Annotated in this window: 21 protein-coding genes; 5 read left to right on the top strand and 16 right to left on the bottom strand. The window is 59.0% G+C overall.

All coding sequences use genetic code 11. The features are described from left to right. Positions 1–50: 50 nt before the first annotated feature. Positions 51–977, top strand: a complete 927-nt coding sequence (locus J4D25_RS09015; RefSeq protein WP_043302480.1) for a LysR family transcriptional regulator — start codon at positions 51–53, stop codon at positions 975–977. Here the strand turns inward: J4D25_RS09015 and J4D25_RS09020 are convergent. The 3 genes from J4D25_RS09020 to J4D25_RS09030 form a co-directional block, all read right to left on the bottom strand. Next, on the bottom strand, positions 974–1,336 hold the full coding sequence (locus J4D25_RS09020) for a diacylglycerol kinase (RefSeq protein ID WP_057716147.1): 363 nt from the start codon (positions 1,334–1,336) through the stop codon (positions 974–976). The genes J4D25_RS09015 and J4D25_RS09020 overlap by 4 nt on opposite strands. Positions 1,337–1,411: 75 nt before the next feature. Next, positions 1,412–2,062, bottom strand: coding sequence for a response regulator transcription factor ErdR (gene erdR / locus J4D25_RS09025; RefSeq protein WP_057716148.1), 651 nt, complete (start codon positions 2,060–2,062; stop codon positions 1,412–1,414). A gap of 219 nt (positions 2,063–2,281) precedes the next feature. Then, complete coding sequence (locus J4D25_RS09030) at positions 2,282–3,040, bottom strand: tRNA-uridine aminocarboxypropyltransferase (protein WP_057716149.1); 759 nt, start codon at positions 3,038–3,040, stop codon at positions 2,282–2,284. Positions 3,041–3,229: 189 nt separating this feature from the next. Between J4D25_RS09030 and J4D25_RS09035 the strand changes: the two genes are divergently transcribed. After that, on the top strand, positions 3,230–3,652 hold the full coding sequence (locus J4D25_RS09035; RefSeq protein WP_057716150.1) for a PA3611 family quorum-sensing-regulated virulence factor: 423 nt from the start codon (positions 3,230–3,232) through the stop codon (positions 3,650–3,652). Here the strand turns inward: J4D25_RS09035 and J4D25_RS09040 are convergent, their stop codons facing one another. Further along, on the bottom strand, positions 3,653–3,847 hold the full coding sequence (locus J4D25_RS09040; protein WP_057716151.1) for a hypothetical protein: 195 nt from the start codon (positions 3,845–3,847) through the stop codon (positions 3,653–3,655). It abuts the gene before it with no gap. A gap of 481 nt (positions 3,848–4,328) precedes the next feature. Here J4D25_RS09040 and J4D25_RS09045 point away from each other — a divergent pair, with 481 nt between their 5' ends. Next, positions 4,329–5,447: a TIGR00730 family Rossman fold protein gene (locus tag J4D25_RS09045; RefSeq protein ID WP_057716152.1), complete on the top strand. Its 1,119-nt coding sequence runs from the start codon at positions 4,329–4,331 to the stop codon at positions 5,445–5,447. A gap of 45 nt (positions 5,448–5,492) precedes the next feature. Here the strand turns inward: J4D25_RS09045 and recX are convergent, their stop codons facing one another. From recX to J4D25_RS09070, 5 genes are all read right to left on the bottom strand, one after another. Next, positions 5,493–5,960, bottom strand: coding sequence for a recombination regulator RecX (gene recX, locus J4D25_RS09050; RefSeq protein WP_056720921.1), 468 nt, complete (start codon positions 5,958–5,960; stop codon positions 5,493–5,495). 8 nt (positions 5,961–5,968) lie between these two features. After that, positions 5,969–7,027 (bottom strand): recombinase RecA, encoded by a 1,059-nt coding sequence (recA, locus tag J4D25_RS09055; RefSeq protein WP_007996915.1) that lies wholly within the window; start codon positions 7,025–7,027, stop codon positions 5,969–5,971. 83 nt (positions 7,028–7,110) lie between these two features. Continuing rightward, positions 7,111–7,611, bottom strand: coding sequence for a CinA family protein (locus J4D25_RS09060; protein ID WP_057716659.1), 501 nt, complete (start codon positions 7,609–7,611; stop codon positions 7,111–7,113). 118 nt (positions 7,612–7,729) lie between these two features. Next, on the bottom strand, positions 7,730–8,071 hold the full coding sequence (locus tag J4D25_RS09065; RefSeq protein ID WP_057716153.1) for a phage holin family protein: 342 nt from the start codon (positions 8,069–8,071) through the stop codon (positions 7,730–7,732). A gap of 173 nt (positions 8,072–8,244) precedes the next feature. Beyond that, positions 8,245–8,979: an XRE family transcriptional regulator gene (locus tag J4D25_RS09070; protein WP_057716660.1), complete on the bottom strand. Its 735-nt coding sequence runs from the start codon at positions 8,977–8,979 to the stop codon at positions 8,245–8,247. A gap of 209 nt (positions 8,980–9,188) precedes the next feature. On the opposite strand from J4D25_RS09070, the gene mutS reads away from it, so the two are divergent. Together mutS and fdxA are read left to right on the top strand one after the other, a co-directional pair. Beyond that, positions 9,189–11,768, top strand: coding sequence for a DNA mismatch repair protein MutS (gene mutS, locus J4D25_RS09075; RefSeq protein WP_057716154.1), 2,580 nt, complete (start codon positions 9,189–9,191; stop codon positions 11,766–11,768). 142 nt (positions 11,769–11,910) lie between these two features. Then, positions 11,911–12,234 (top strand): ferredoxin FdxA, encoded by a 324-nt coding sequence (gene fdxA, locus J4D25_RS09080; protein WP_007970729.1) that lies wholly within the window; start codon positions 11,911–11,913, stop codon positions 12,232–12,234. Between the two features lie 472 nt (positions 12,235–12,706). On the opposite strand, the gene rpoS is transcribed toward fdxA, so the two are convergent. The 7 genes from rpoS to fghA all read right to left on the bottom strand — a co-directional run bounded on the left by rpoS (position 12,707) and on the right by fghA (position 18,719). Beyond that, positions 12,707–13,714 (bottom strand): RNA polymerase sigma factor RpoS, encoded by a 1,008-nt coding sequence (rpoS, locus tag J4D25_RS09085; RefSeq protein ID WP_007990225.1) that lies wholly within the window; start codon positions 13,712–13,714, stop codon positions 12,707–12,709. A 104-nt stretch (positions 13,715–13,818) separates the two neighbouring features. Continuing rightward, on the bottom strand, positions 13,819–14,676 hold the full coding sequence (locus tag J4D25_RS09090; protein WP_079246797.1) for a peptidoglycan DD-metalloendopeptidase family protein: 858 nt from the start codon (positions 14,674–14,676) through the stop codon (positions 13,819–13,821). Positions 14,677–14,887: 211 nt separating this feature from the next. Continuing rightward, positions 14,888–15,523: a protein-L-isoaspartate(D-aspartate) O-methyltransferase gene (locus tag J4D25_RS09095; RefSeq protein WP_177323574.1), complete on the bottom strand. Its 636-nt coding sequence runs from the start codon at positions 15,521–15,523 to the stop codon at positions 14,888–14,890. Between the two features lie 41 nt (positions 15,524–15,564). Further along, the gene (surE, locus tag J4D25_RS09100) at positions 15,565–16,314 is read right to left on the bottom strand and encodes a 5'/3'-nucleotidase SurE (RefSeq protein ID WP_057716156.1); all 750 of its coding nucleotides are present in this window, start codon (positions 16,312–16,314) and stop codon (positions 15,565–15,567) included. Beyond that, positions 16,302–17,360 (bottom strand): tRNA pseudouridine(13) synthase TruD, encoded by a 1,059-nt coding sequence (truD, locus tag J4D25_RS09105; RefSeq protein ID WP_057716157.1) that lies wholly within the window; start codon positions 17,358–17,360, stop codon positions 16,302–16,304. Before truD ends, surE begins: the two co-directional genes overlap by 13 nt. Further along, on the bottom strand, positions 17,357–17,830 hold the full coding sequence (gene ispF / locus J4D25_RS09110; protein WP_007970721.1) for a 2-C-methyl-D-erythritol 2,4-cyclodiphosphate synthase: 474 nt from the start codon (positions 17,828–17,830) through the stop codon (positions 17,357–17,359). The genes truD and ispF overlap by 4 nt, the downstream gene beginning before the upstream one ends. Positions 17,831–17,873: 43 nt before the next feature. Further along, entirely contained in the window at positions 17,874–18,719 is an 846-nt protein-coding gene (fghA, locus tag J4D25_RS09115; protein ID WP_057716158.1) for an S-formylglutathione hydrolase, read from the bottom strand. Positions 18,720–18,727: the final 8 nt, after the last annotated feature.

The following is an 18,727-nucleotide window of genomic DNA, read 5'->3' on the forward strand; positions in this document are numbered from 1 at the left end:
CAATATCTGTTAAATGGATTATTAAGATAAGGGTTATCGGTTATATCGATATGCGATTTACTCTCCGTCAACTTCAAGTATTCGTCGCCGTCGCCCAACAGGAAAGTGTGTCCCGTGCCGCGGGCCTGCTCAACCTCTCGCAATCGGCGGCGAGCACCTCGATCACCGAACTGGAGCGCCAGTGCAGCTGCCAGTTGTTCGACCGTGCCGGCAAACGGTTGAGCCTGAACGCCCTGGGCAAACAGCTGTTGCCACAAGCGGTGGCGCTGCTGGACCAGGCCAAGGAAATCGAGGACCTGCTCAATGGCAAATCCGGTTTCGGCTCGCTGGCCGTGGGTGCGACCCTGACCATCGGCAATTACCTGGCCACATTGTTGATCGGCAGCTTCATGCAGCGCCACCCGGAAAGCCAAGTGAAGCTGCATGTACAGAACACTGCCAATATCGTGCAGCAAGTGGCCCACTATGAAATTGATCTGGGTCTAATCGAAGGCGACTGCAGTCATCCGGACATCGAAGTGCAAAGCTGGGTCGAGGACGAACTGGTGGTGTTTTGCGCCCCCCAGCATCCGTTGGCCAAGCGTGGCACGGCCACCATGGAGGAGTTGAGCCACGAAGCCTGGATCCTGCGCGAACAGGGCTCGGGCACGCGGTTGACCTTCGATCAAGCCATGCGCCATCACCGCACTTCGTTAAACATCCGGCTCGAGCTTGAGCACACCGAAGCGATCAAACGCGCGGTGGAGTCTGGTTTGGGGATTGGCTGCATTTCCAGGCTGGCTTTGCGCGACGCATTTCGCCGCGGCAGCCTGGTGCCTGTCGAGACGCCGGATCTGGATCTGGCGCGACAGTTTTATTTCATCTGGCATAAACAGAAATATCAGACCTCGGCGATGCGCGAGTTCCTCGATCTGTGCCGCGCCTTCACCGCCGGGGTTCAGCGCAGCGACGAGATCGTGCTGCCGACGATCGCCTAGAGCAGAATCACCGCCCACACCAGGGCAATCATGCTCAATGCCACGGCTTGGGCGGCACTGCCCATGTCCTTGGCATTCTTGGACAGCGGGTGCCGCTCAAGGGAAATGCGGTCGATGGCCGCTTCCACGGCCGAGTTGAGCAACTCGACGATCAACGCCAACAGGCATACCGCGATCAACAACGCCTGTTCGACCCGGCTGACATTCAGGAAGAACGACAAAGGAATCAGGATGACGTTGAGCAATACCAATTGCCGAAAGGCAGCTTCACCGGTGAAGGCTGCGCGCAGGCCGTCCAGCGAATAACCGGAAGCATTGAGAATACGTTTCAGGCCGGTCTGGCCTTTGAAAGGTGACATAGAGTGGGCAACTGGCAAAAAAGAAGTGGGAAAGCTAGTTCAACCAAAGTCAAAAAAGCGTGAATTTGCCAGCCTTTAATGGCTGGAAATTGACTCAAGTTGTTGCAAGAGCAGCGCGGCCTGGGTCCGGGTCCGCACATTCAGTTTACGGAAAATCGCGGTCACGTGCGCCTTGATAGTCGCCTCGGAAACACTCAGCTCGTAGGCGATCTGCTTGTTCAGCAAGCCTTCGCAGACCATGGTCAGTACCCGGAATTGTTGCGGGGTGAGGCTGGCAAGCCCTTCGCTGGCCGCCTTGGCTTCATCCGAGACGCTGACCGCTTCGAACGCCTGTGGCGGCCAGAACACGTCGCCGTCGAGGACCGCCCGCACGGCTTTCTGGATCACACTCAAGTCGCTGGATTTGGGAATGAAGCCACTGGCGCCGAATTCACGAGACTTGACCATGATGGTCGCCTCTTCCTGGGCTGAGACCATGACCACCGGAATCTGCGGGTACTGCCCCCGCAGCAGGACCAGCCCGGAAAAACCGTAGGCCCCCGGCATGTTCAGGTCCAGCAGCACCAGATCCCAGTCGGACTTTTCCGTCAGGCGGGCTTCCAGTTCGGCGATGCTCGCCACTTCCACCAGACGGACATCCGGGCCAAGGCCCAGGGTCAGCGCTTGATGCAAGGCACTACGAAAAAGTGGGTGGTCATCGGCAATCAGGATTTCGTATGTGGCCATTTTTCAAATGATCCTGTTTTTCATGGGACGCCCGATGCATTCGGACCTCGCCAAAGCACCTCAAGGCACAGCCACGCAGCTGCACTGACAAGGCACGCTCAGCGCAAAAAAACGGCGCCGAAAACTCCGGCCGCACCCTAATCGGCGCCAAGCATGCCCAGCGAAGCCGGGGTGGTCAAGCAGCATGGCCGGTACACTTTATTGCAGTATGCGCGACAATCAGTCCATCAATTGGGCGGCCACCTGAACATAGGGCATCAATTCGGCGTGCGCAGGGGTCGAAACGTTCATGTCCAACTGATGTTTGGCATCGAGGTAATGCTGGCTGAACACATCGAAGTAGGCATCCAGCGCCGATGCCGCCGCGACATCACCTGCAAGGTCAAGGCATAGCGCCGCCACTTCCGCAGTGCACAGATGCTCGCTGCGGGTCGAGCGGCGCAATCGGTAGCGGGAGAGTTTCTCCGGCAACAGGCTGAGGATCGGCAGTCGATCGAAATAGGGGCTCTTGCGAAAGATCTTTCGCGCTTCAGTCCAGGTCGCATCCAACAGAATGAAAAGCGGGCGCTTCGTGCCATCGACGTCCACGGTGTTTGTCACGCGCTCAGGTTCGACGTACTCACCCGGAAACACCAGGTAAGGCTGCCATTGCGGGTCGGACAACAGCGCCAGCAACTTCGGATCAACCTCGGTACGGGACCAGATGAAGGCATGGTTGTCAGGCACCACGTCGGCAATCAGCCAACCGGTGTTGCTCGGTTTGAACACCTCCTTGTTGGTCATGATCAGGCACACGCCGGAGCGGGTAGCGACCTGCGGACGCCATGCACACAGACAGTGACTCTCGATCACCCGGCAGTCACGGCAGCGCGGCGCACGCCAGCCGCGGGCCTGAATCGGCTTGATGCCCTCCTCTTCGCGCTGATCGCGCAAGCGGGCTACGGCATTCAAGGCAAAGCGCGCGGGGGTATGACTCATCGCGGGCAACGCCCACAGAGAAGGGAAATCGACACGAAAAACACTCGACAGGGTAAAAAGTGCCAGCAGTTTACCAGACCGCCCGGCGCAAGCCTGTACCGTCCAGCTAGCCTCCCCTATAATTCGCCGCCACTGAACGCACAGTCACGTGACGGGTCAAACCCCGCATCACTGAACCAGGAGAGTTTCATGCTGCGCCTTATCGTTCCTACCGCGGCCATTTTGCTGGCGTCGTCCTTCAACGCCCAGGCTGCGTCCTTGAAAGACACGGAACTGAACAAAATGCTGCAAAACGTCGCCACCCAAAGCAGCGTCGGCACTCCTCGAGCGATCAACGAAGACATTCTCGATCAAGGCTACACCGTTGACGGCAAACAGCTGATCAACCATCTGAGCGTGCAGAGCAGCCACGCCGACAAGATGCGCGCAGATCCAAAAGCGGTTTACTTCCAGTTGGGAGCCTCAGTCTGCCGAAACGAAGGGTTTCGCAAGCTGATGGCCAAGGGCGCGATCATGCGTTACGACTTCACTGAGGTGAAGACCAACCGCCCGGTCGGTTCCGCAAGCTTCCAGGAATCGGACTGCCTGCAACCTGCCAAGAAGAAAAAGTAATCACCTGGAGTTGGCGCGCCGTTGTTCATCTTCGGCGCGCAGTTCCGCCAGCAGCGCCTGCAAGTAATGCGAACGACGCTCGCCACCGCGCAAACGTCGGCAGCACTCCTCTTCGAGACTCAAATGATGGGTCTCGGCCGATGACTTCAGCAATCGATACAGTTGCGTATCGATCTCCAGAACGACTCTGGCCATGGTTTCCCGCCTCCTTGCACTTCACTCATGTTTGAGCAAAAAATCCTTGAACCACTTGTATTGCGCGCCTTGCCGTTGACGCAAAGTTGTCGTGTCGCACCTGTAACTTAGTAAATCAGAGTGCAGCACACGCGACGTGCGTTCAGACGAGCGGTGAAAGCACCTTGCAAATCGTCAATAAGCGGTTGCCAGGAAAGACTTTGAGGCGCAATGATCAAGGCAGCGCAAATCACTGTGAAGGTCTAGATTTCAGGTTATCCACGTTCATTTTTCAGGGCTGGAAAGGGGCTGCCCGTCGCTTGTCGTATTGTGCGAATGTTTCTTTCATCCAAGGGAAAAACAGAACCTGTTTGGATGATCCGGTGTTTTTCGGGTCAAGTAGATCGCCCAGGCATGGGCCGGGGCAGACAGCGACACACGAAGTGTCGTGGCACCGACGTACGTTGTCGGGCCGAGGGTTCTGTGCAGAAGGAGAAGTTGAATGCCTTACCAACCGAATGACCTCCTGAGCCGTCATTTTGAAGAAAGCGGCCACGACCTCATCAGCAAGGTCGAAGAACAGCTCAAGCTGATTTCACCCAACAGCCCGAACATCCCGATCTACCGCGATATGATCCTGACCGTGCTACGCATGGCCCAGGAAGACCACAACCGCTGGAATGCCAAAATCACCCTGCAGGCCCTGCGCGAACTGGAACAGGCTTTTCGCGTGCTCGAACAATTCAAGGGGCGGCGCAAGGTCACTGTTTTCGGCTCGGCCCGTACCCCCATGGAACACCCGCTCTACAGCATGGCCCGGGAACTCGGTGCCGCGCTGGCGCGCTCGGACATGATGGTCATCACTGGCGCCGGTGGCGGCATCATGGCCGCCGCCCATGAGGGCGCCGGACTGGCAAACAGCCTGGGGTTCAACATTACCCTGCCCTTCGAACAGCATGCCAACCCCACTGTCGACGGCACGACCAGCCTGCTGCCCTTCCACTTCTTCTTCACCCGCAAGCTGTTCTTCGTCAAGGAAGCCGATGCCCTCGTGCTGTGCCCGGGTGGCTTCGGTACCCTGGATGAAGCGCTGGAAGTACTGACACTGATCCAGACCGGCAAAAGCCCATTGGTACCAGTGGTGCTGCTCGACACGCCGGACGGCAAATTCTGGCAAGGCGCACTGGACTTCATTCACCAGCAACTGGAGGAAAACCACTACATCCTGCCCACTGACATGAAGCTGATGAAACTGGTCTACAACGTCGAAGAAGCGGTAGAGCACATCAACCAGTTCTACAGCAACTTCCACTCCAGTCGCTGGCTCAAGCATCAGTTCCTGATTCGCATGAATCACACACTCAGCGACCACGCACTCGAACACATGCAGGAGGCGTTCGCCGACCTGTGCCTGAGCGATCATTTCCATCAGCACGCTTACAGCGGTGAAGAACACAACGAAGCCGAATTCAGCCATCTGGCGCGGCTGGTCTTCAACTTCAATGCCCGCAATCATGGCCGCCTGCGCGAGCTTGTGGACTACATCAACCTGCCGGAAAACTGGGCACAATCAAAACCCCAGGTACAACAACGCACGCGGGAGCCGTCAAAGGTTTCGTGAGGCATAAAAAAACGGCCCGCTATCTAAATAGCGGGCCGTTTCAGTTCAATCGTCCATCCCTCGACCGCTGAACAGGCGGTTGATCATTTCCATGGAGTATCCCCGATACGCCAGGAACCTGCCTTGTTTGGCTCGCTCCCTGGCGTCTGCCGGCAATTGCCCGGAGAACTTGCGTCGCCAGGTATCGATCAATTGCTCCTGCCAATCGATACCGCTCTCACGCAGGGCGAGTTCAATATCGGTGCGCTGCAGGCCACGCTGGCCCAACTCTTCACGAATGCGTAAAGGGCCATAACCGGAGCGGGCGCGGTAGGAAACGAAACTTTCCAGGTAACGGGTTTCGGACAACAGCCCCTCTTCCGTCAACCGGTCGAGTGCTGTTTCGATCATTTCAGGGAGGGCGCCGCGCTGACGCAGTTTACGCGTCAGCTCGACACGACCGTGCTCGCGTCGTGCGAGCAGGTCCATTGCGGTTCGCCGCACCGCGACGAGTGTATCGAGTACGGCGGTCATCGCTTCGATCAGATATCAGCGTCAGCCAGGTCGTCTTCGGTCTCTTTGACCGCAGAAGCTTTGGCGTCCGCAACCGATGCAGGCGACAGCAGCTTGTCACGCAGTTGCTTCTCCAGCTTTGCCGCGACTTCCGGATTGTCTGCCAGGAACTTGGCCGAGTTGGCCTTGCCCTGACCGATCTTGGTGCCTTCATAGGCATACCAGGCACCGGACTTCTCGACGAAACCGTGCAGAACACCCAGGTCGATCATCTCACCGTTGAGGTAGATGCCCTTGCCGTAAAGAATCTGGAACTCGGCCTGACGGAACGGCGAAGCCACCTTGTTCTTCACAACCTTGACGCGGGTTTCGCTACCGACGACCTCATCACCTTCTTTCACCGCCCCCGTACGACGGATGTCCAGACGAACCGATGCGTAGAACTTCAGTGCGTTACCACCGGTGGTGGTTTCCGGGCTACCGAACATCACGCCGATTTTCATACGGATCTGGTTGATGAAGATCACCAGGCAGTTGGCGTTCTTGATGTTACCGGTGATTTTACGCAGTGCCTGGGACATCAGACGGGCTTGCAGGCCCACGTGCATGTCACCCATTTCGCCTTCGATTTCAGCCTTTGGCACCAGGGCGGCCACGGAGTCGACGATGATCACGTCAACCGCGTTGGAACGCACCAGCATGTCGGTGATTTCCAGGGCCTGCTCGCCGGTATCCGGCTGGGAAACCAGCAGGTCGTCGACGTTGACGCCCAGCTTGCCGGCGTACTCAGGGTCGAGGGCGTGTTCGGCGTCGACGAATGCGCAGGTCGCGCCGGCTTTTTGAGCCTGGGCGATCACGGACAAGGTCAGCGTGGTTTTACCGGAAGATTCAGGACCGTAGATTTCAACAATACGGCCTTTTGGCAGACCGCCGATGCCGAGAGCGATGTCCAGCCCCAGAGAGCCAGTGGAAATGGCCGGGATCGCCTGACGGTCCTGATCGCCCATACGCATTACGGCACCCTTGCCGAATTGACGTTCGATCTGACCCAGGGCCGCAGCCAAGGCTTTCTTCTTGTTGTCGTCCATTAAAGTCCTCACGTAATCAATAAGGCCTGACGGCCAACACCTGTATAAGTAGCCAGTATTATTCCACAGCGTTTCCGGATCGCCTACCCCTGATTTGAGATTTCTGCCGCGGCATAGCGCAGCAGCCCCTCTAGCGCGGCCTTCACCGTTTGTCGGCGGACGTCATCGCGATTACCCGGGAAGTGCTGCCGCTCGCAGAACACCTGATCTCCGACGCCCCAGGCCAGCCACACCGTGCCAACCGGCTTGTTCGCCGTTCCACCATCCGGCCCGGCGATGCCACTGACCGCCACGGAGAAATACGCGCTATTTTTCTCCTGCGCCCCCCGGACCATCGCCTCGACCACCTCGCGGCTGACCGCGCCCACGGTGGTGAACAACTCCACCGGGACATTCAGTTGCAGGGTTTTCTGTCGGTTGGAGTAAGTGACATAACCGGCCTCGAACCAGGCCGAACTCCCGGGGATACGGGTGATTGCCTCGGCGATGCCTCCGCCGGTGCAGGACTCCGCCGTGGTGACGTGGGCATTGAGAACCTGCAGGCGTCTGCCGAGTTCGGCGGCGAGCTGGGTGATTTCGTTCACGGTCATCTCCTGATCGGGCGGGATGAGGTTAACCGTACACGAGCAGACCGCACTTGCAAGCGACAGGAACGATCAAAATGTAAAGAACCGGAGGCTCTGGAAAAGGCCTGTCGGAGAATCAATCTTCCACGTCACCGGAGGGGGTATGGCCAATACCCATGCGCTTGGCCAGCCAACGCTCATACAACCCCAGAACGACGTCTGTCCCGGCCATCGCCGCTAAACAACCACCCGCACAAGCAGCCCAGATGGACACATTGGCAGCGTGCAGCAGCATGATGACCGAAGCGCCGCAGATCATGCTGGATCCAGACCGCAGGCTCAGGCGTCGGACAAGGGACCAGCCACGAACGCCCTCTTTTTCGGCACGCCACATTTCACCGGCAACGCCACCAAGGATTGGCAGGCTGATGACCAGCCACAGAGGCATGTCCAGCAACGCATATTGCTCAGCGGTCATTTCATGCCTCCTTGAGTAGTGATCACAGCGCATTCTTTAATAGTCAGGCAGCAACATTATGCACTTATGCATACTCAGTCAATGCACAAACGCATTAATAAAAGTATGCCCAATGCTTTCAGCACACGAAAAAAACCCGCTCGGGAAGCGGGTTTTATCTAAACGGATGAGTGTTAGCGGGCGTACATACCCCACCAAAAGACATGTCCGAGGATTACAATCGGCTCCTCCTGGATCTCCTGAAAGGTGTAATCTTCGTCCGGATGCTCGTCACGGTTGAAGCTGCGCAAGCGAATGCCGGTCGGCAGGCGATAGAGTTGCTTCACCCGCAATTGGCCGTTGTGATTGATTGCATAAAGGTCGCCGTCAACGATATCGCCAATGCCGCACTTGCCGGCATTGACCCCGACCGTGGCGCCGTCGCGTAGCACCGGCAACATGCTGTTGCCCCGCACTGTCACGCATTTGGCCTGGTCGAACTGCACGCCGTTATGGCGCAGGCTTCGCTTGCCGAAGCGCAGGCTAGAGCGCTCGCTCTCCTCGATAACGAATCTTCCCGATCCCGCAGCCAATTCAACCTCGCGAAGAAAGGGGACCGACACCTCGTCGTCATCGACCGGGGTATCGTCGTCCCACAGACTTATATCCTTGAGTTCCGAATGCACAGGAGCACGCCCGGCATTGGCGGCAGACGAGACGTCCGCGCGGCCACGCAACTGGTCGGTGCTCAAGGCGAAATACTCGGCAATCTTCGAAACATGTTTATCCGAAGGATCGACGATCTTCCCGCTGAGAATGCGCGAGAGCGTGGATTGAGGCACGCCGGTGCGACGGTGAAGCTCCGTGGGGGAGATCCCGTGCTGATCGAGCAATGCCCTTAATACAGTAGATACGTTGCGCTTTTGCATAACACGCATAGTGCTTGCACTTTTCGAAGAAGACAATGCCGATTTGCATAATCGATGCATAACATGATTTTTGCATCGTAAAGGATGTCACCCGGCCGTGGCGCCTGCGTCGGGCGGACCGCCCATGGTAACCTTGCGCCCATCGCGGAAAAGCCCGGCCGTTGCCCTGCTTTTGCCCCACCTCTTTCAACGAGCTTCCTGACAATCCGATGAATAAAGCCGTCTCCGACCTGTCCTCCCACACCCCGATGATGCAGCAGTACTGGCGCCTGAAAAACCAGCACCCGGACCAGCTGATGTTCTACCGCATGGGCGACTTCTACGAGATCTTCTATGAAGACGCGAAGAAGGCCGCCAAGTTGCTGGACATCACCCTGACGGCCCGCGGGCAGTCGGCTGGCCAGGCGATTCCGATGTGCGGGATTCCTTACCACGCCGCCGAGGGTTACCTGGCAAAACTGGTGAAGCTTGGCGAATCGGTGGTGATCTGCGAGCAGGTCGGCGACCCGGCCACCAGCAAAGGGCCGGTGGAGCGGCAGGTGGTACGCATCATCACGCCGGGGACGGTGAGTGACGAGGCGCTGCTCGACGAGCGCAGGGACAACCTGATCGCCGCCGTCCTGGGCGATGAGCGCCTGTTCGGCCTGGCGGTACTGGACATCACCAGCGGCAACTTCAGCGTGCTGGAAATCAAGGGCTGGGAAAACCTGCTGGCGGAACTGGAGCGGGTCAACCCGGTGGAATTACTGATCCCGGATGACTGGCCCAAGGACTTGCCGGCGGAAAAACGCCGCGGCGTGCGTCGCCGTGCGCCGTGGGATTTCGAGCGCGATTCGGCGCTCAAAAGCCTGTGCCAGCAATTCTCGACCCAGGATCTCAAGGGCTTTGGCTGCGAAAACCTGACCCTGGCGATCGGTGCCGCCGGTTGCCTGCTGGCCTACGCCAAAGAAACCCAGCGCACCGCCCTGCCCCACTTGCGCAGTTTGCGTCATGAACGCCTGGACGACACCGTGGTGCTCGATGGCGCCAGCCGTCGCAACCTGGAGCTCGACACCAACCTGGCCGGGGGCCGCGACAACACCCTGCAATCGGTGGTGGACCGTTGCCAGACCGCCATGGGCAGCCGCCTGCTGACCCGCTGGCTGAATCGCCCATTGCGCGACTTGACGGTGCTGTTGGCACGCCAAAGCTCGATCACTTGCCTGCTCGACGGTTATCGCTTCGAAAGACTGCAACCGCAGCTCAAGGAAATCGGCGACATCGAGCGGATTCTTGCGCGGATCGGCCTGCGTAATGCCCGCCCCCGCGACCTCGCCCGGTTGCGTGACGCCCTCGGCGCACTGCCCGAACTGCAAGTGGCAATGACGGAGCTCGAAGCCCCACACCTCCAGCAACTCGCCACCATCACCAGCACCTACCCGGAACTGGCGGCACTGCTGGAAAAAGCCATCATCGACAACCCGCCCGCGGTCATTCGTGATGGGGGCGTGCTAAAAACCGGCTACGACAGCGAACTCGACGAATTGCAGTCGCTGAGCGAAAACGCCGGACAGTTCCTGATCGACCTCGAGGCACGGGAAAAGGCCCGCACCGGCCTGTCGCATCTGAAGGTTGGTTACAACCGCATCCACGGTTACTTCATCGAGCTGCCAAGCAAGCAGGCGGAATCGGCACCGGCCGACTACATTCGCCGCCAGACGCTCAAAGGCGCCGAGCGTTTCATTACGCCGGAACTCAAGGCGTTCGAAGACAAGGCACTGTCAGCCAAGAGCCGCGCCCTGGCCCGCGAGAAGATGCTGTACGAAGCGTTGCTCGAAGATCTGATCAGCCAGCTGCCACCTTTGCAGGACACCGCCGGCGCCCTGGCCGAGCTGGACGTCTTGAGCAACCTGGCCGAACGTGCACTGAACCTCGATCTGAACTGCCCACGCTTCGTCAGCGAGCCGTGCATGCGCATCAGCCAGGGTCGTCACCCGGTGGTCGAACAAGTGCTGACCACGCCGTTCGTGGCCAACGACCTGAGCCTGGACGACAACACCCGCATGCTGGTGATCACCGGACCGAACATGGGCGGTAAATCCACCTACATGCGTCAGACCGCATTGATTGTGCTCCTGGCGCACATCGGCAGCTTCGTGCCAGCGGCCAGTTGCGAATTGTCGCTGGTCGACCGCATCTTCACCCGGATCGGCTCCAGCGATGACCTGGCCGGCGGGCGTTCGACCTTCATGGTGGAAATGAGCGAAACCGCGAACATCCTGCACAACGCCACCGAGCGCAGCCTGGTGCTGATGGACGAAGTCGGGCGCGGCACCAGCACCTTCGACGGTCTGTCCCTGGCATGGGCGGCGGCCGAGCGCCTGGCGCATCTGCGTGCCTACACGCTGTTCGCCACCCACTACTTTGAACTGACCGTCCTGCCGGAAGCCCAGCCGCTGGTGGCCAACGTGCACCTCAATGCCACCGAGCACAACGAGCGCATCGTGTTCCTGCACCACGTGCTGCCCGGGCCGGCCAGCCAGAGTTATGGCCTGGCCGTTGCGCAGCTGGCCGGCGTACCGAGCGAGGTCATCACCCGTGCTCGCGAGCATCTGAGTCGCCTGGAAGACACCGCCTTGCCCCACGAAACACCGGCACCGGCCAAAGGCAAACCGGCCGCGCCGCAGCAAAGCGACCTGTTCGCCAGCCTGCCGCACCCGGTGCTGGATGACCTGGCCAAGCTCGACCTGGACGACATGACGCCACGTCGTGCTCTCGAAATGCTCTATACACTAAAGACACGGATCTAACGCAGCGGCTTGCAAGCTGTTAGAATCTCGCGCGGTTTGGGATGCTGCTGGCTAATAGCCTGGCCAGCAGACTATCGCTCCCGAACCTGGCGACCCCTACGAGAAGGGGCGCAGCAAGCCGCGCCTGAGGAGAAAATTAGAAATGACCTTCGTCGTCACCGACAACTGCATCAAGTGCAAGTACACCGACTGCGTAGAAGTCTGTCCGGTGGACTGCTTTTACGAAGGCCCGAATTTCCTGGTGATCCACCCGGATGAGTGCATCGATTGCGCGCTGTGCGAACCTGAATGCCCTGCCGTGGCTATCTTCTCTGAAGATGAAGTTCCGGCCGGCATGGAAAACTTCATTGAGCTGAACGCTGAGTTGGCCGATATCTGGCCAAACATCACCGAACGCAAAGATCCAATGCCCGATTCCGCAGAATGGGACGGCAAGCCAGGCAAGATCGCAGACCTCGAACGCTGATTACCCCCGCGTTCGCGAAAAAGGCCCCACAAGGGCCTTTTTGCTTTTCTGCGGGCAAAAAAAAGGGGCGGTTTGACCCGCCCACATTTTTTCCCTATTCCCTGTGTTCCTTTTCATCGTCCTGATGAATCGCGTCCTGCGATATCCATATCCCTCATCCATGAAGGACGTGTCTGTCCGTCGACACAACCTCAATACTAGAGTGTTCCCCTCCGGGATCAATCGGCCCCTGGCGCGAGATTCTGGTGTCACACATCATTAATACTAAAAAATATTAATATAAATCAAACATATATAGGCAGTCAGCGCTCCGAATGGACGACTGCCGGGGTGTAAAAATAACGAACACTTACGCAAGAGTAAGCCTAGGCTTACAGCACGAAACCAAAATCCCGAGGGGACTCGGTCTCCTGGTCAGGCAATAAAAAACCCCGAGCCAGTCGGGGTTTTTCATGCCATCGCAGTGAGTGCCTTATTGGAACAGCGACTCGCTCGACAGACCATTTTTTTCCAGGATCTCGCGTAGCCGCTTCAAGCCTTCCACCTGAATCTGTCTGACCCGCTCCCGGGTCAGGCCGATTTCCAGGCCGACGTCTTCAAGGGTGCTGCTTTCATGGCCGCGCAGGCCGAAGCGGCGTACAACCACTTCGCGTTGCTTGTCGGTCAGTTCCGAGAGCCATTGATCGATGCTCTGGGACAGGTCGTCGTCCTGCAACAATTCGCATGGATCGGTTGGACGGTCGTCAGTCAGGGTGTCCAGCAGGGTTTTATCCGAATCCGGACCCAGCGAGACGTCGACCGAAGAAACCCGTTCGTTAAGGCCGAGCATACGCTTGACCTCTCCCACCGGTTTTTCCAGCAGGTTGGCGATTTCTTCGGGTGAGGGTTCATGGTCGAGTTTTTGCGTCAGCTCCCGCGCGGCCCGCAGGTACACGTTCAGCTCCTTGACCACATGGATCGGCAACCGGATGGTCCGGGTCTGATTCATGATTGCGCGTTCGATGGTCTGGCGAATCCACCAGGTCGCGTAGGTCGAGAAGCGGAAACCGCGTTCCGGATCGAACTTCTCCACCGCCCGGATCAAGCCGAGGTTGCCCTCTTCGATCAGGTCCAGCAGCGACAGCCCACGATTGACGTAGCGTCGGGCGATTTTCACCACCAGTCGCAGGTTGCTTTCAATCATGCGTTTGCGCCCGGCCGGATCGCCACTTTGCGACAGGCGCGCAAAATGAACTTCTTCTTCGGGTGATAGCAGGGGAGAGAAACCAATTTCATTGAGATACAACTGCGTGGCATCAAGTGCCCGCGTGTAGTCAATGTACTTGTGCTGTTTCAAGGATGCGGAGTGTTTGGATTTGGCACGAACGGAAGGTGGAGCCGCCCCTTCATCATTCGACATCGAATCCGTATCGATGCTGCTCTCCATCAGGAGAACCTCATCGTCGATGTCAAACTCCGGCACTTCTTTACTGAGAGCCATTGTTATAGTCCTTTGGTGAGTTCGACCTCAAGCTCAAGCGGCGCCTTTCTCCCTGGCAACGCTGGAGCCTGTCCCCTCTACGCGACGGAACAGGCTGGTAGCGATCAACGGCGTGGCAGGAATTGCAGCGGATCTACAGGTTTACCTTGGCGGCGAATCTCAAAATGCAGTTTCACCCGGTCTGTACCCGTTGACCCCATTTCGGCAATTGTCTGTCCGACCTTGACCTGCTGCCCCTCCCGAACCAACAGCCTGCGGTTATGTCCGTAGGCACTGACGTAGGTTTCACTGTGCTTGATGATCACTAATTCGCCGTAGCCCCTTAAGCCACTCCCGGCGTATACCACCGTCCCATCAGACGCAGCTAAAACAGGCTGTCCCAAATCTCCGGCGATATCAATTCCTTTATTCAAACTACCGTTTGAAGAGAATTTTCCAATCAGAATGCCATTAGATGGCCATCCCCAGCCGGTCGGGGCTGGCCCGGGAGGTGGCAAAGGAGCAGGGGCTGGCTTGCTCGCGACGGACGGTACAACCGTCGTTGTGCTGGTGGTCGTACCGTTTGCCGAACGACGGATGACCGTGGTTTTACTCGACGACGAAGGTGTTGAACTGGACGAGCTGACCACCGCCGTCGACGTTGATTTTGTACGACCATCAAAGCGAATCGTCTGACCCGGACGGATGGTGTAAGGCGCAGGAATGTTGTTGCGTGCCGCCAGGGCCTTGTAGTCCCAGCCGTAACGGAAGGCGATGGAGAACAGGGTGTCCTTGGGCCGAACAATGTATTGCCCGGTGGTCACGGCTGGACGCTGAGCCGCGGCATTGTTACGGTCCACGACACGAACATCGCTGGACTTGTTGCTGGAACAACCGACCAGCAAAGTGCTCAAGACAAGGCCAGTCACCAGGCGCTGAAAGCTCGTTTTACTCATACGCTGCGCAATGACTGTGAGACTCACCCGCCGCTCCCTCTGTGGTGGCTGAAAATGTGAAATGCCGGAGTCCGGCATGAACTGTCGCAAGTATAACGGGCCGTGCACGCTTTACCTTTAATGTGGCGAATCGGTGCCGCGCACACGTTTGCTGCCTGACGATGAATCCCGTTTAACACAACGATGCCGCTGTAAGACAAAGGCAATCGAAGAGAATTCAGCGTGCCGAAACAAATGCTCAGGCCAGTGGCCCATTGAGCAATGGCACGAAGCGCACAGCCCCCAGGACATGCCTGGAAAAACCTTGTTCCTCGCGGATGATCAGCATCAATTGCTGGACTTCGCCGGACCCGACCGGGATCACCATTCGGCCTCCCGGTGCCAACTGGTCAAGCAATGCCTGGGGTACGTCGGTTGCCACTGCGGTGACGATAATCCCATTGTATGGCGCCAGTGCCGGCCAGCCCTCCCAGCCATCGCCCCAGCGGAACACCACGTTGCGCAGGTTCAGTTCGACCAGGCGTTCCTTTGCCCGATCCTGCAGAACCTTGATGCGCTCGACCGAGAACACACGCTCGACCAGTTGCGACAGCACCGCCGTCTGATAACCCGACCCGGTACCGATCTCCAGCACCTTGTCGAGGGGACCGGCCTCCAGCAGCAGCTCGCTCATGCGCGCCACCATATAAGGCTGGGAGATGGTCTGGTTGTTGCCAATCGGCAGCGCGGTGTCTTCATAGGCACGGTGCGCCAGCGCTTCGTCGACGAACAGGTGGCGCGGGGTCCGGCGAATGACCTCCAGTACCCTGGCGTTGGAGATGCCTTCTTCGTACAGGCGCTGGATCAGCCGCTCCCGGGTTCGCTGGGAAGTCATGCCGATGCCGCGACGCAGCATATCGTCTTGTTCGCGACCCATCAGCGCAGCCCCTCCAGCCAGCCGTCCAGACTTCTGAAGGCATCATTGAAGGTGCGATCCAGTTGCAGCGGCGTGATCGAAACATAACCCTGCATCACTGCATGGAAATCGGTACCCGGGCCGCCATCTTCGGCATCCCCGGCCGCCGCGATCCAGTAACCGGACTTGCCCCGCGGATCCACCACTTTCATCGGTGCCGCGGCTCGGGCGCGATGGCCCAGGCGGGTCAGCTGGATACCGCGGATGCGGTCCAGCGGCAAATTGGGAATGTTCACGTTCAGTACCGTACGCGGTGGCAGATCCAGGTCAGCATGGGCTTCAACCAGTTTGCGCGCGAAATGGGCAGCTGTGGGAAGGTTCTCTACCTGGCGTGAGACCAGCGAAAAGGCAAACGAGGGGTGATTCAGGAAACGCCCCTCCAGGGCCGCCGCCACCGTGCCGGAATACAGGACATCGTCCCCCAGGTTCGCACCCAGGTTTATTCCGGAAACCACCATGTCCGCTTCGCGCTCCAGCAGGCCGTTGAGGCCCAGGTGCACACAATCGGTTGGCGTGCCGTTGAGGCTGATAAAGCCGTTGGCCAGGGTTTGCGGGTGCAACGGACGGTCGAGCGTCAGCGAACTGCTGGCGCCGCTCTTGTCCTGGTCCGGGGCGATAACCACGCACTCGGTGTAATCCGCCAGCGCAGCATAAAGCGCGGCGAGACCGGGTGCGGTTACCCCATCGTCGTTAGAAATCAGAATACGCATGGGCTGTCCGTCTGCCCCACCGGCACCAGATCAACAAGCTCGCGCACCAATACGGTGGCGAAGCATCCGGCCGGCAGGACGAATTCCAGTTGCAGAATGTCAGGCTCGGGATAATGCCACGTCAACCCGCCAATGGGCAGCCGCAGGATGCGACGTTCGTGGCTCATACCGGCGTTAATCAACCAATCGCGAAGGTCTGCTTCGCGCGCGGCGATTGCCTGCTCCAGTTCATGGACAACGCCCGTGGCCGGCGAGTCACCTTCGCCCCACTGCGGGCCGGTCGGGTGCAGATCGAGAATCGCCAGGCGCGGGTCGCTGCACTCGGCTTCGCCCGCCGGGAAAAAGCTGCGGCTGTCGGTGAACGCCAGCAGATCGCCCACCTGGGCACGCTGCCAGGTGCCATCGGCAACTCGTGCGGCCAGCACCTGATTGAATAGAAAACTGCGCGCCGTGGAGAGCAGACGCGAGCGCACGTTGCGCTGCTCCGGCAAGGCCTTGCGCGCGGCCCAGGCGCGAGCATCGACGACGTTGCCGCCGTCATGGCCGAAGCGCTGTGCGCCGAAATAGTTAGGGATGCCGTGTTTAACGATCAGTTGCAGGCGTTCTTCGATAGCAGCCTTGTCGCCAGCGAACTGGGTGAGGCGCAAAGTGAAGCCGTTGGCCGAGTGGGCACCGCGTTGCAGTTTGCGCTTGTGGCGGGCGGTCTTGAGGATCTTCAGCGTATCGTTTTCCGCGGCCGACAGATCAGGGTCGGCCTTGCCCGGCAGTTGCACGCTGAACCACTGGCGAGTCAACGCCTGACGGTCCTTGAGCCCGGCATAACTGACGGTGCGCAATGGCACGCCGGCAGCCTTGGCAATCCGTCGCGCCGCTTCTTCAGTATTCAGACCACGCTTTTCCACCCAGATCCACAGGTGTTCGCCTTCGCCACTGAGGGGAATGTCGAGGACTTCGTCGACCTGGAAATCTTCGGCGATCGCTTTCAGGACCGCCGTGCCGAGGGCCTCACCGTAAGCCCGCGGGCCGAGCAATTGCAGTTCGTTCATGCGCGCAGCAACAAGGCAACGGAGTGCACGGCAATGCCTTCTTCGCGACCGACAAAGCCGAGCTTTTCGGTGGTGGTAGCTTTCACGTTCACTTGATCCAACTCTACTTGAAGATCCGCGGCAATCAGCGCGCGCATCGATTCGATATGCGGGGCCATTTTCGGCGCCTGGGCGACGATGGTGTTATCGACGTTGCCGACTTTCCAGCCTTTGGCATGGACCAGTGCGACGACGTGACGCAACAGCGCACGGCTGTCGGCGCCCTTGAATTGCGGGTCGGTATCCGGGAAATGCTTGCCGATGTCGCCCAGCGCCGCGGCGCCGAGCAAGGCATCGCTCAAGGCGTGCAAGAGGACGTCACCGTCAGAGTGGGCGAGCAGCCCGAAGCTGTGTGCAATGCGCACACCGCCCAGAGTGATGAAATCGCCTTCAGCGAAACGGTGCACATCATAGCCGTGGCCAATACGCATAAAAAAACGCCCCGATTTTTGTCAGGGCGTGATTCTACCTGCATTAGCCAACCAGAGCATGCGCGTGATGCCGCAAGTGCTCATCGATGAAACTGGCAATGAAGAAATAGCTGTGGTCATAGCCCGGTTGCAGGCGCAACGTCAGCGGGTGACCGGCCAGTTTGGCCGCCTGCTGCAAGGCTTCCGGCTTGAGCTGGTTGGCGAGGAAGTCGTCGCGATCACCTTGGTCGACCAACAGCGGCAGCTTTTCATCGACCTCGGCAATCAACGCGCAGGCATCCCATTCGCGCCATTTCGAACGGTCCTCTCCCAGATAGCGGGAAAAGGCTTTCTGCCCCCACGGGCAATCCATCGGGTTGTTGATTGGCGAGAACGCCGACACCGACAGATAGCGCCCCGGATTGCGCAAGGCGCAGACCAGCGCACCGTGGCCGCCCATGGAATGGCCACTGATACCGCGCCTGTCCGACGCCGGGAAATGGGCTTCGACCAATGTCGGCAATTCCTGCACGACATAGTCATGCATCCGATAGTGCCGCGACCACGGTTCCTGAGTGGCATTCAGGTAAAACCCGGCGCCGAGGCCAAAGTCCCAGGCGCCATCCGGATCGCCCGGCACTTCAGGACCGCGAGGGCTGGTGTCCGGTGCGACGATGATCAGACCGAGCTCCGCGGCCATGCGCATGGCGCCGGCCTTCTGCATGAAGTTCTCGTCGGTGCAGGTCAGGCCGGACAACCAGTACAACACCGGCAGCTTGCCGCCCTGCTCCGCTTGCGGTGGCAGGTAGACGGCGAACACCATATCGCAGCCGAGCACTTCCGAGCGATGGCGATAGCGTTTGTGCCAGCCGCCGAAGCTTTTCTGGCAGGAGATGTTTTCCAGACTCATGGCGGACC

It is taken from the genome of Pseudomonas sp. GW456-L13, assembly GCF_017350115.1.
GTDB lineage: Bacteria > Pseudomonadota > Gammaproteobacteria > Pseudomonadales > Pseudomonadaceae > Aquipseudomonas > Aquipseudomonas jessenii.

Bases quoted from the DNA above. Each gene is read 5' to 3' on its own strand.
- J4D25_RS09015 (WP_043302480.1), top strand. From the start codon at position 51: ATGCGATTTACTCTCCGTCAACTTCAAGTATTCGTCGCCGTCGCCCAA.
- J4D25_RS09020 (WP_057716147.1), bottom strand. From the start codon at position 1,336: ATGTCACCTTTCAAAGGCCAGACCGGCCTGAAACGTATTCTCAATGCT.
- erdR (WP_057716148.1), bottom strand. From the start codon at position 2,062: ATGGCCACATACGAAATCCTGATTGCCGATGACCACCCACTTTTTCGT.
- J4D25_RS09030 (WP_057716149.1), bottom strand. From the start codon at position 3,040: ATGAGTCATACCCCCGCGCGCTTTGCCTTGAATGCCGTAGCCCGCTTG.
- J4D25_RS09035 (WP_057716150.1), top strand. From the start codon at position 3,230: ATGCTGCGCCTTATCGTTCCTACCGCGGCCATTTTGCTGGCGTCGTCC.
- J4D25_RS09040 (WP_057716151.1), bottom strand. From the start codon at position 3,847: ATGGCCAGAGTCGTTCTGGAGATCGATACGCAACTGTATCGATTGCTG.
- J4D25_RS09045 (WP_057716152.1), top strand. From the start codon at position 4,329: ATGCCTTACCAACCGAATGACCTCCTGAGCCGTCATTTTGAAGAAAGC.
- recX (WP_056720921.1), bottom strand. From the start codon at position 5,960: ATGACCGCCGTACTCGATACACTCGTCGCGGTGCGGCGAACCGCAATG.
- recA (WP_007996915.1), bottom strand. From the start codon at position 7,027: ATGGACGACAACAAGAAGAAAGCCTTGGCTGCGGCCCTGGGTCAGATC.
- J4D25_RS09065 (WP_057716153.1), bottom strand. From the start codon at position 8,071: ATGACCGCTGAGCAATATGCGTTGCTGGACATGCCTCTGTGGCTGGTC.
- J4D25_RS09070 (WP_057716660.1), bottom strand. From the start codon at position 8,979: ATGCAAAAGCGCAACGTATCTACTGTATTAAGGGCATTGCTCGATCAG.
- mutS (WP_057716154.1), top strand. From the start codon at position 9,189: ATGAATAAAGCCGTCTCCGACCTGTCCTCCCACACCCCGATGATGCAG.
- fdxA (WP_007970729.1), top strand. From the start codon at position 11,911: ATGACCTTCGTCGTCACCGACAACTGCATCAAGTGCAAGTACACCGAC.
- rpoS (WP_007990225.1), bottom strand. From the start codon at position 13,714: ATGGCTCTCAGTAAAGAAGTGCCGGAGTTTGACATCGACGATGAGGTT.
- J4D25_RS09095 (WP_177323574.1), bottom strand. From the start codon at position 15,523: ATGACTTCCCAGCGAACCCGGGAGCGGCTGATCCAGCGCCTGTACGAA.
- surE (WP_057716156.1), bottom strand. From the start codon at position 16,314: ATGCGTATTCTGATTTCTAACGACGATGGGGTAACCGCACCCGGTCTC.
- truD (WP_057716157.1), bottom strand. From the start codon at position 17,360: ATGAACGAACTGCAATTGCTCGGCCCGCGGGCTTACGGTGAGGCCCTC.
- ispF (WP_007970721.1), bottom strand. From the start codon at position 17,830: ATGCGTATTGGCCACGGCTATGATGTGCACCGTTTCGCTGAAGGCGAT.
- fghA (WP_057716158.1), bottom strand. From the start codon at position 18,719: ATGAGTCTGGAAAACATCTCCTGCCAGAAAAGCTTCGGCGGCTGGCAC.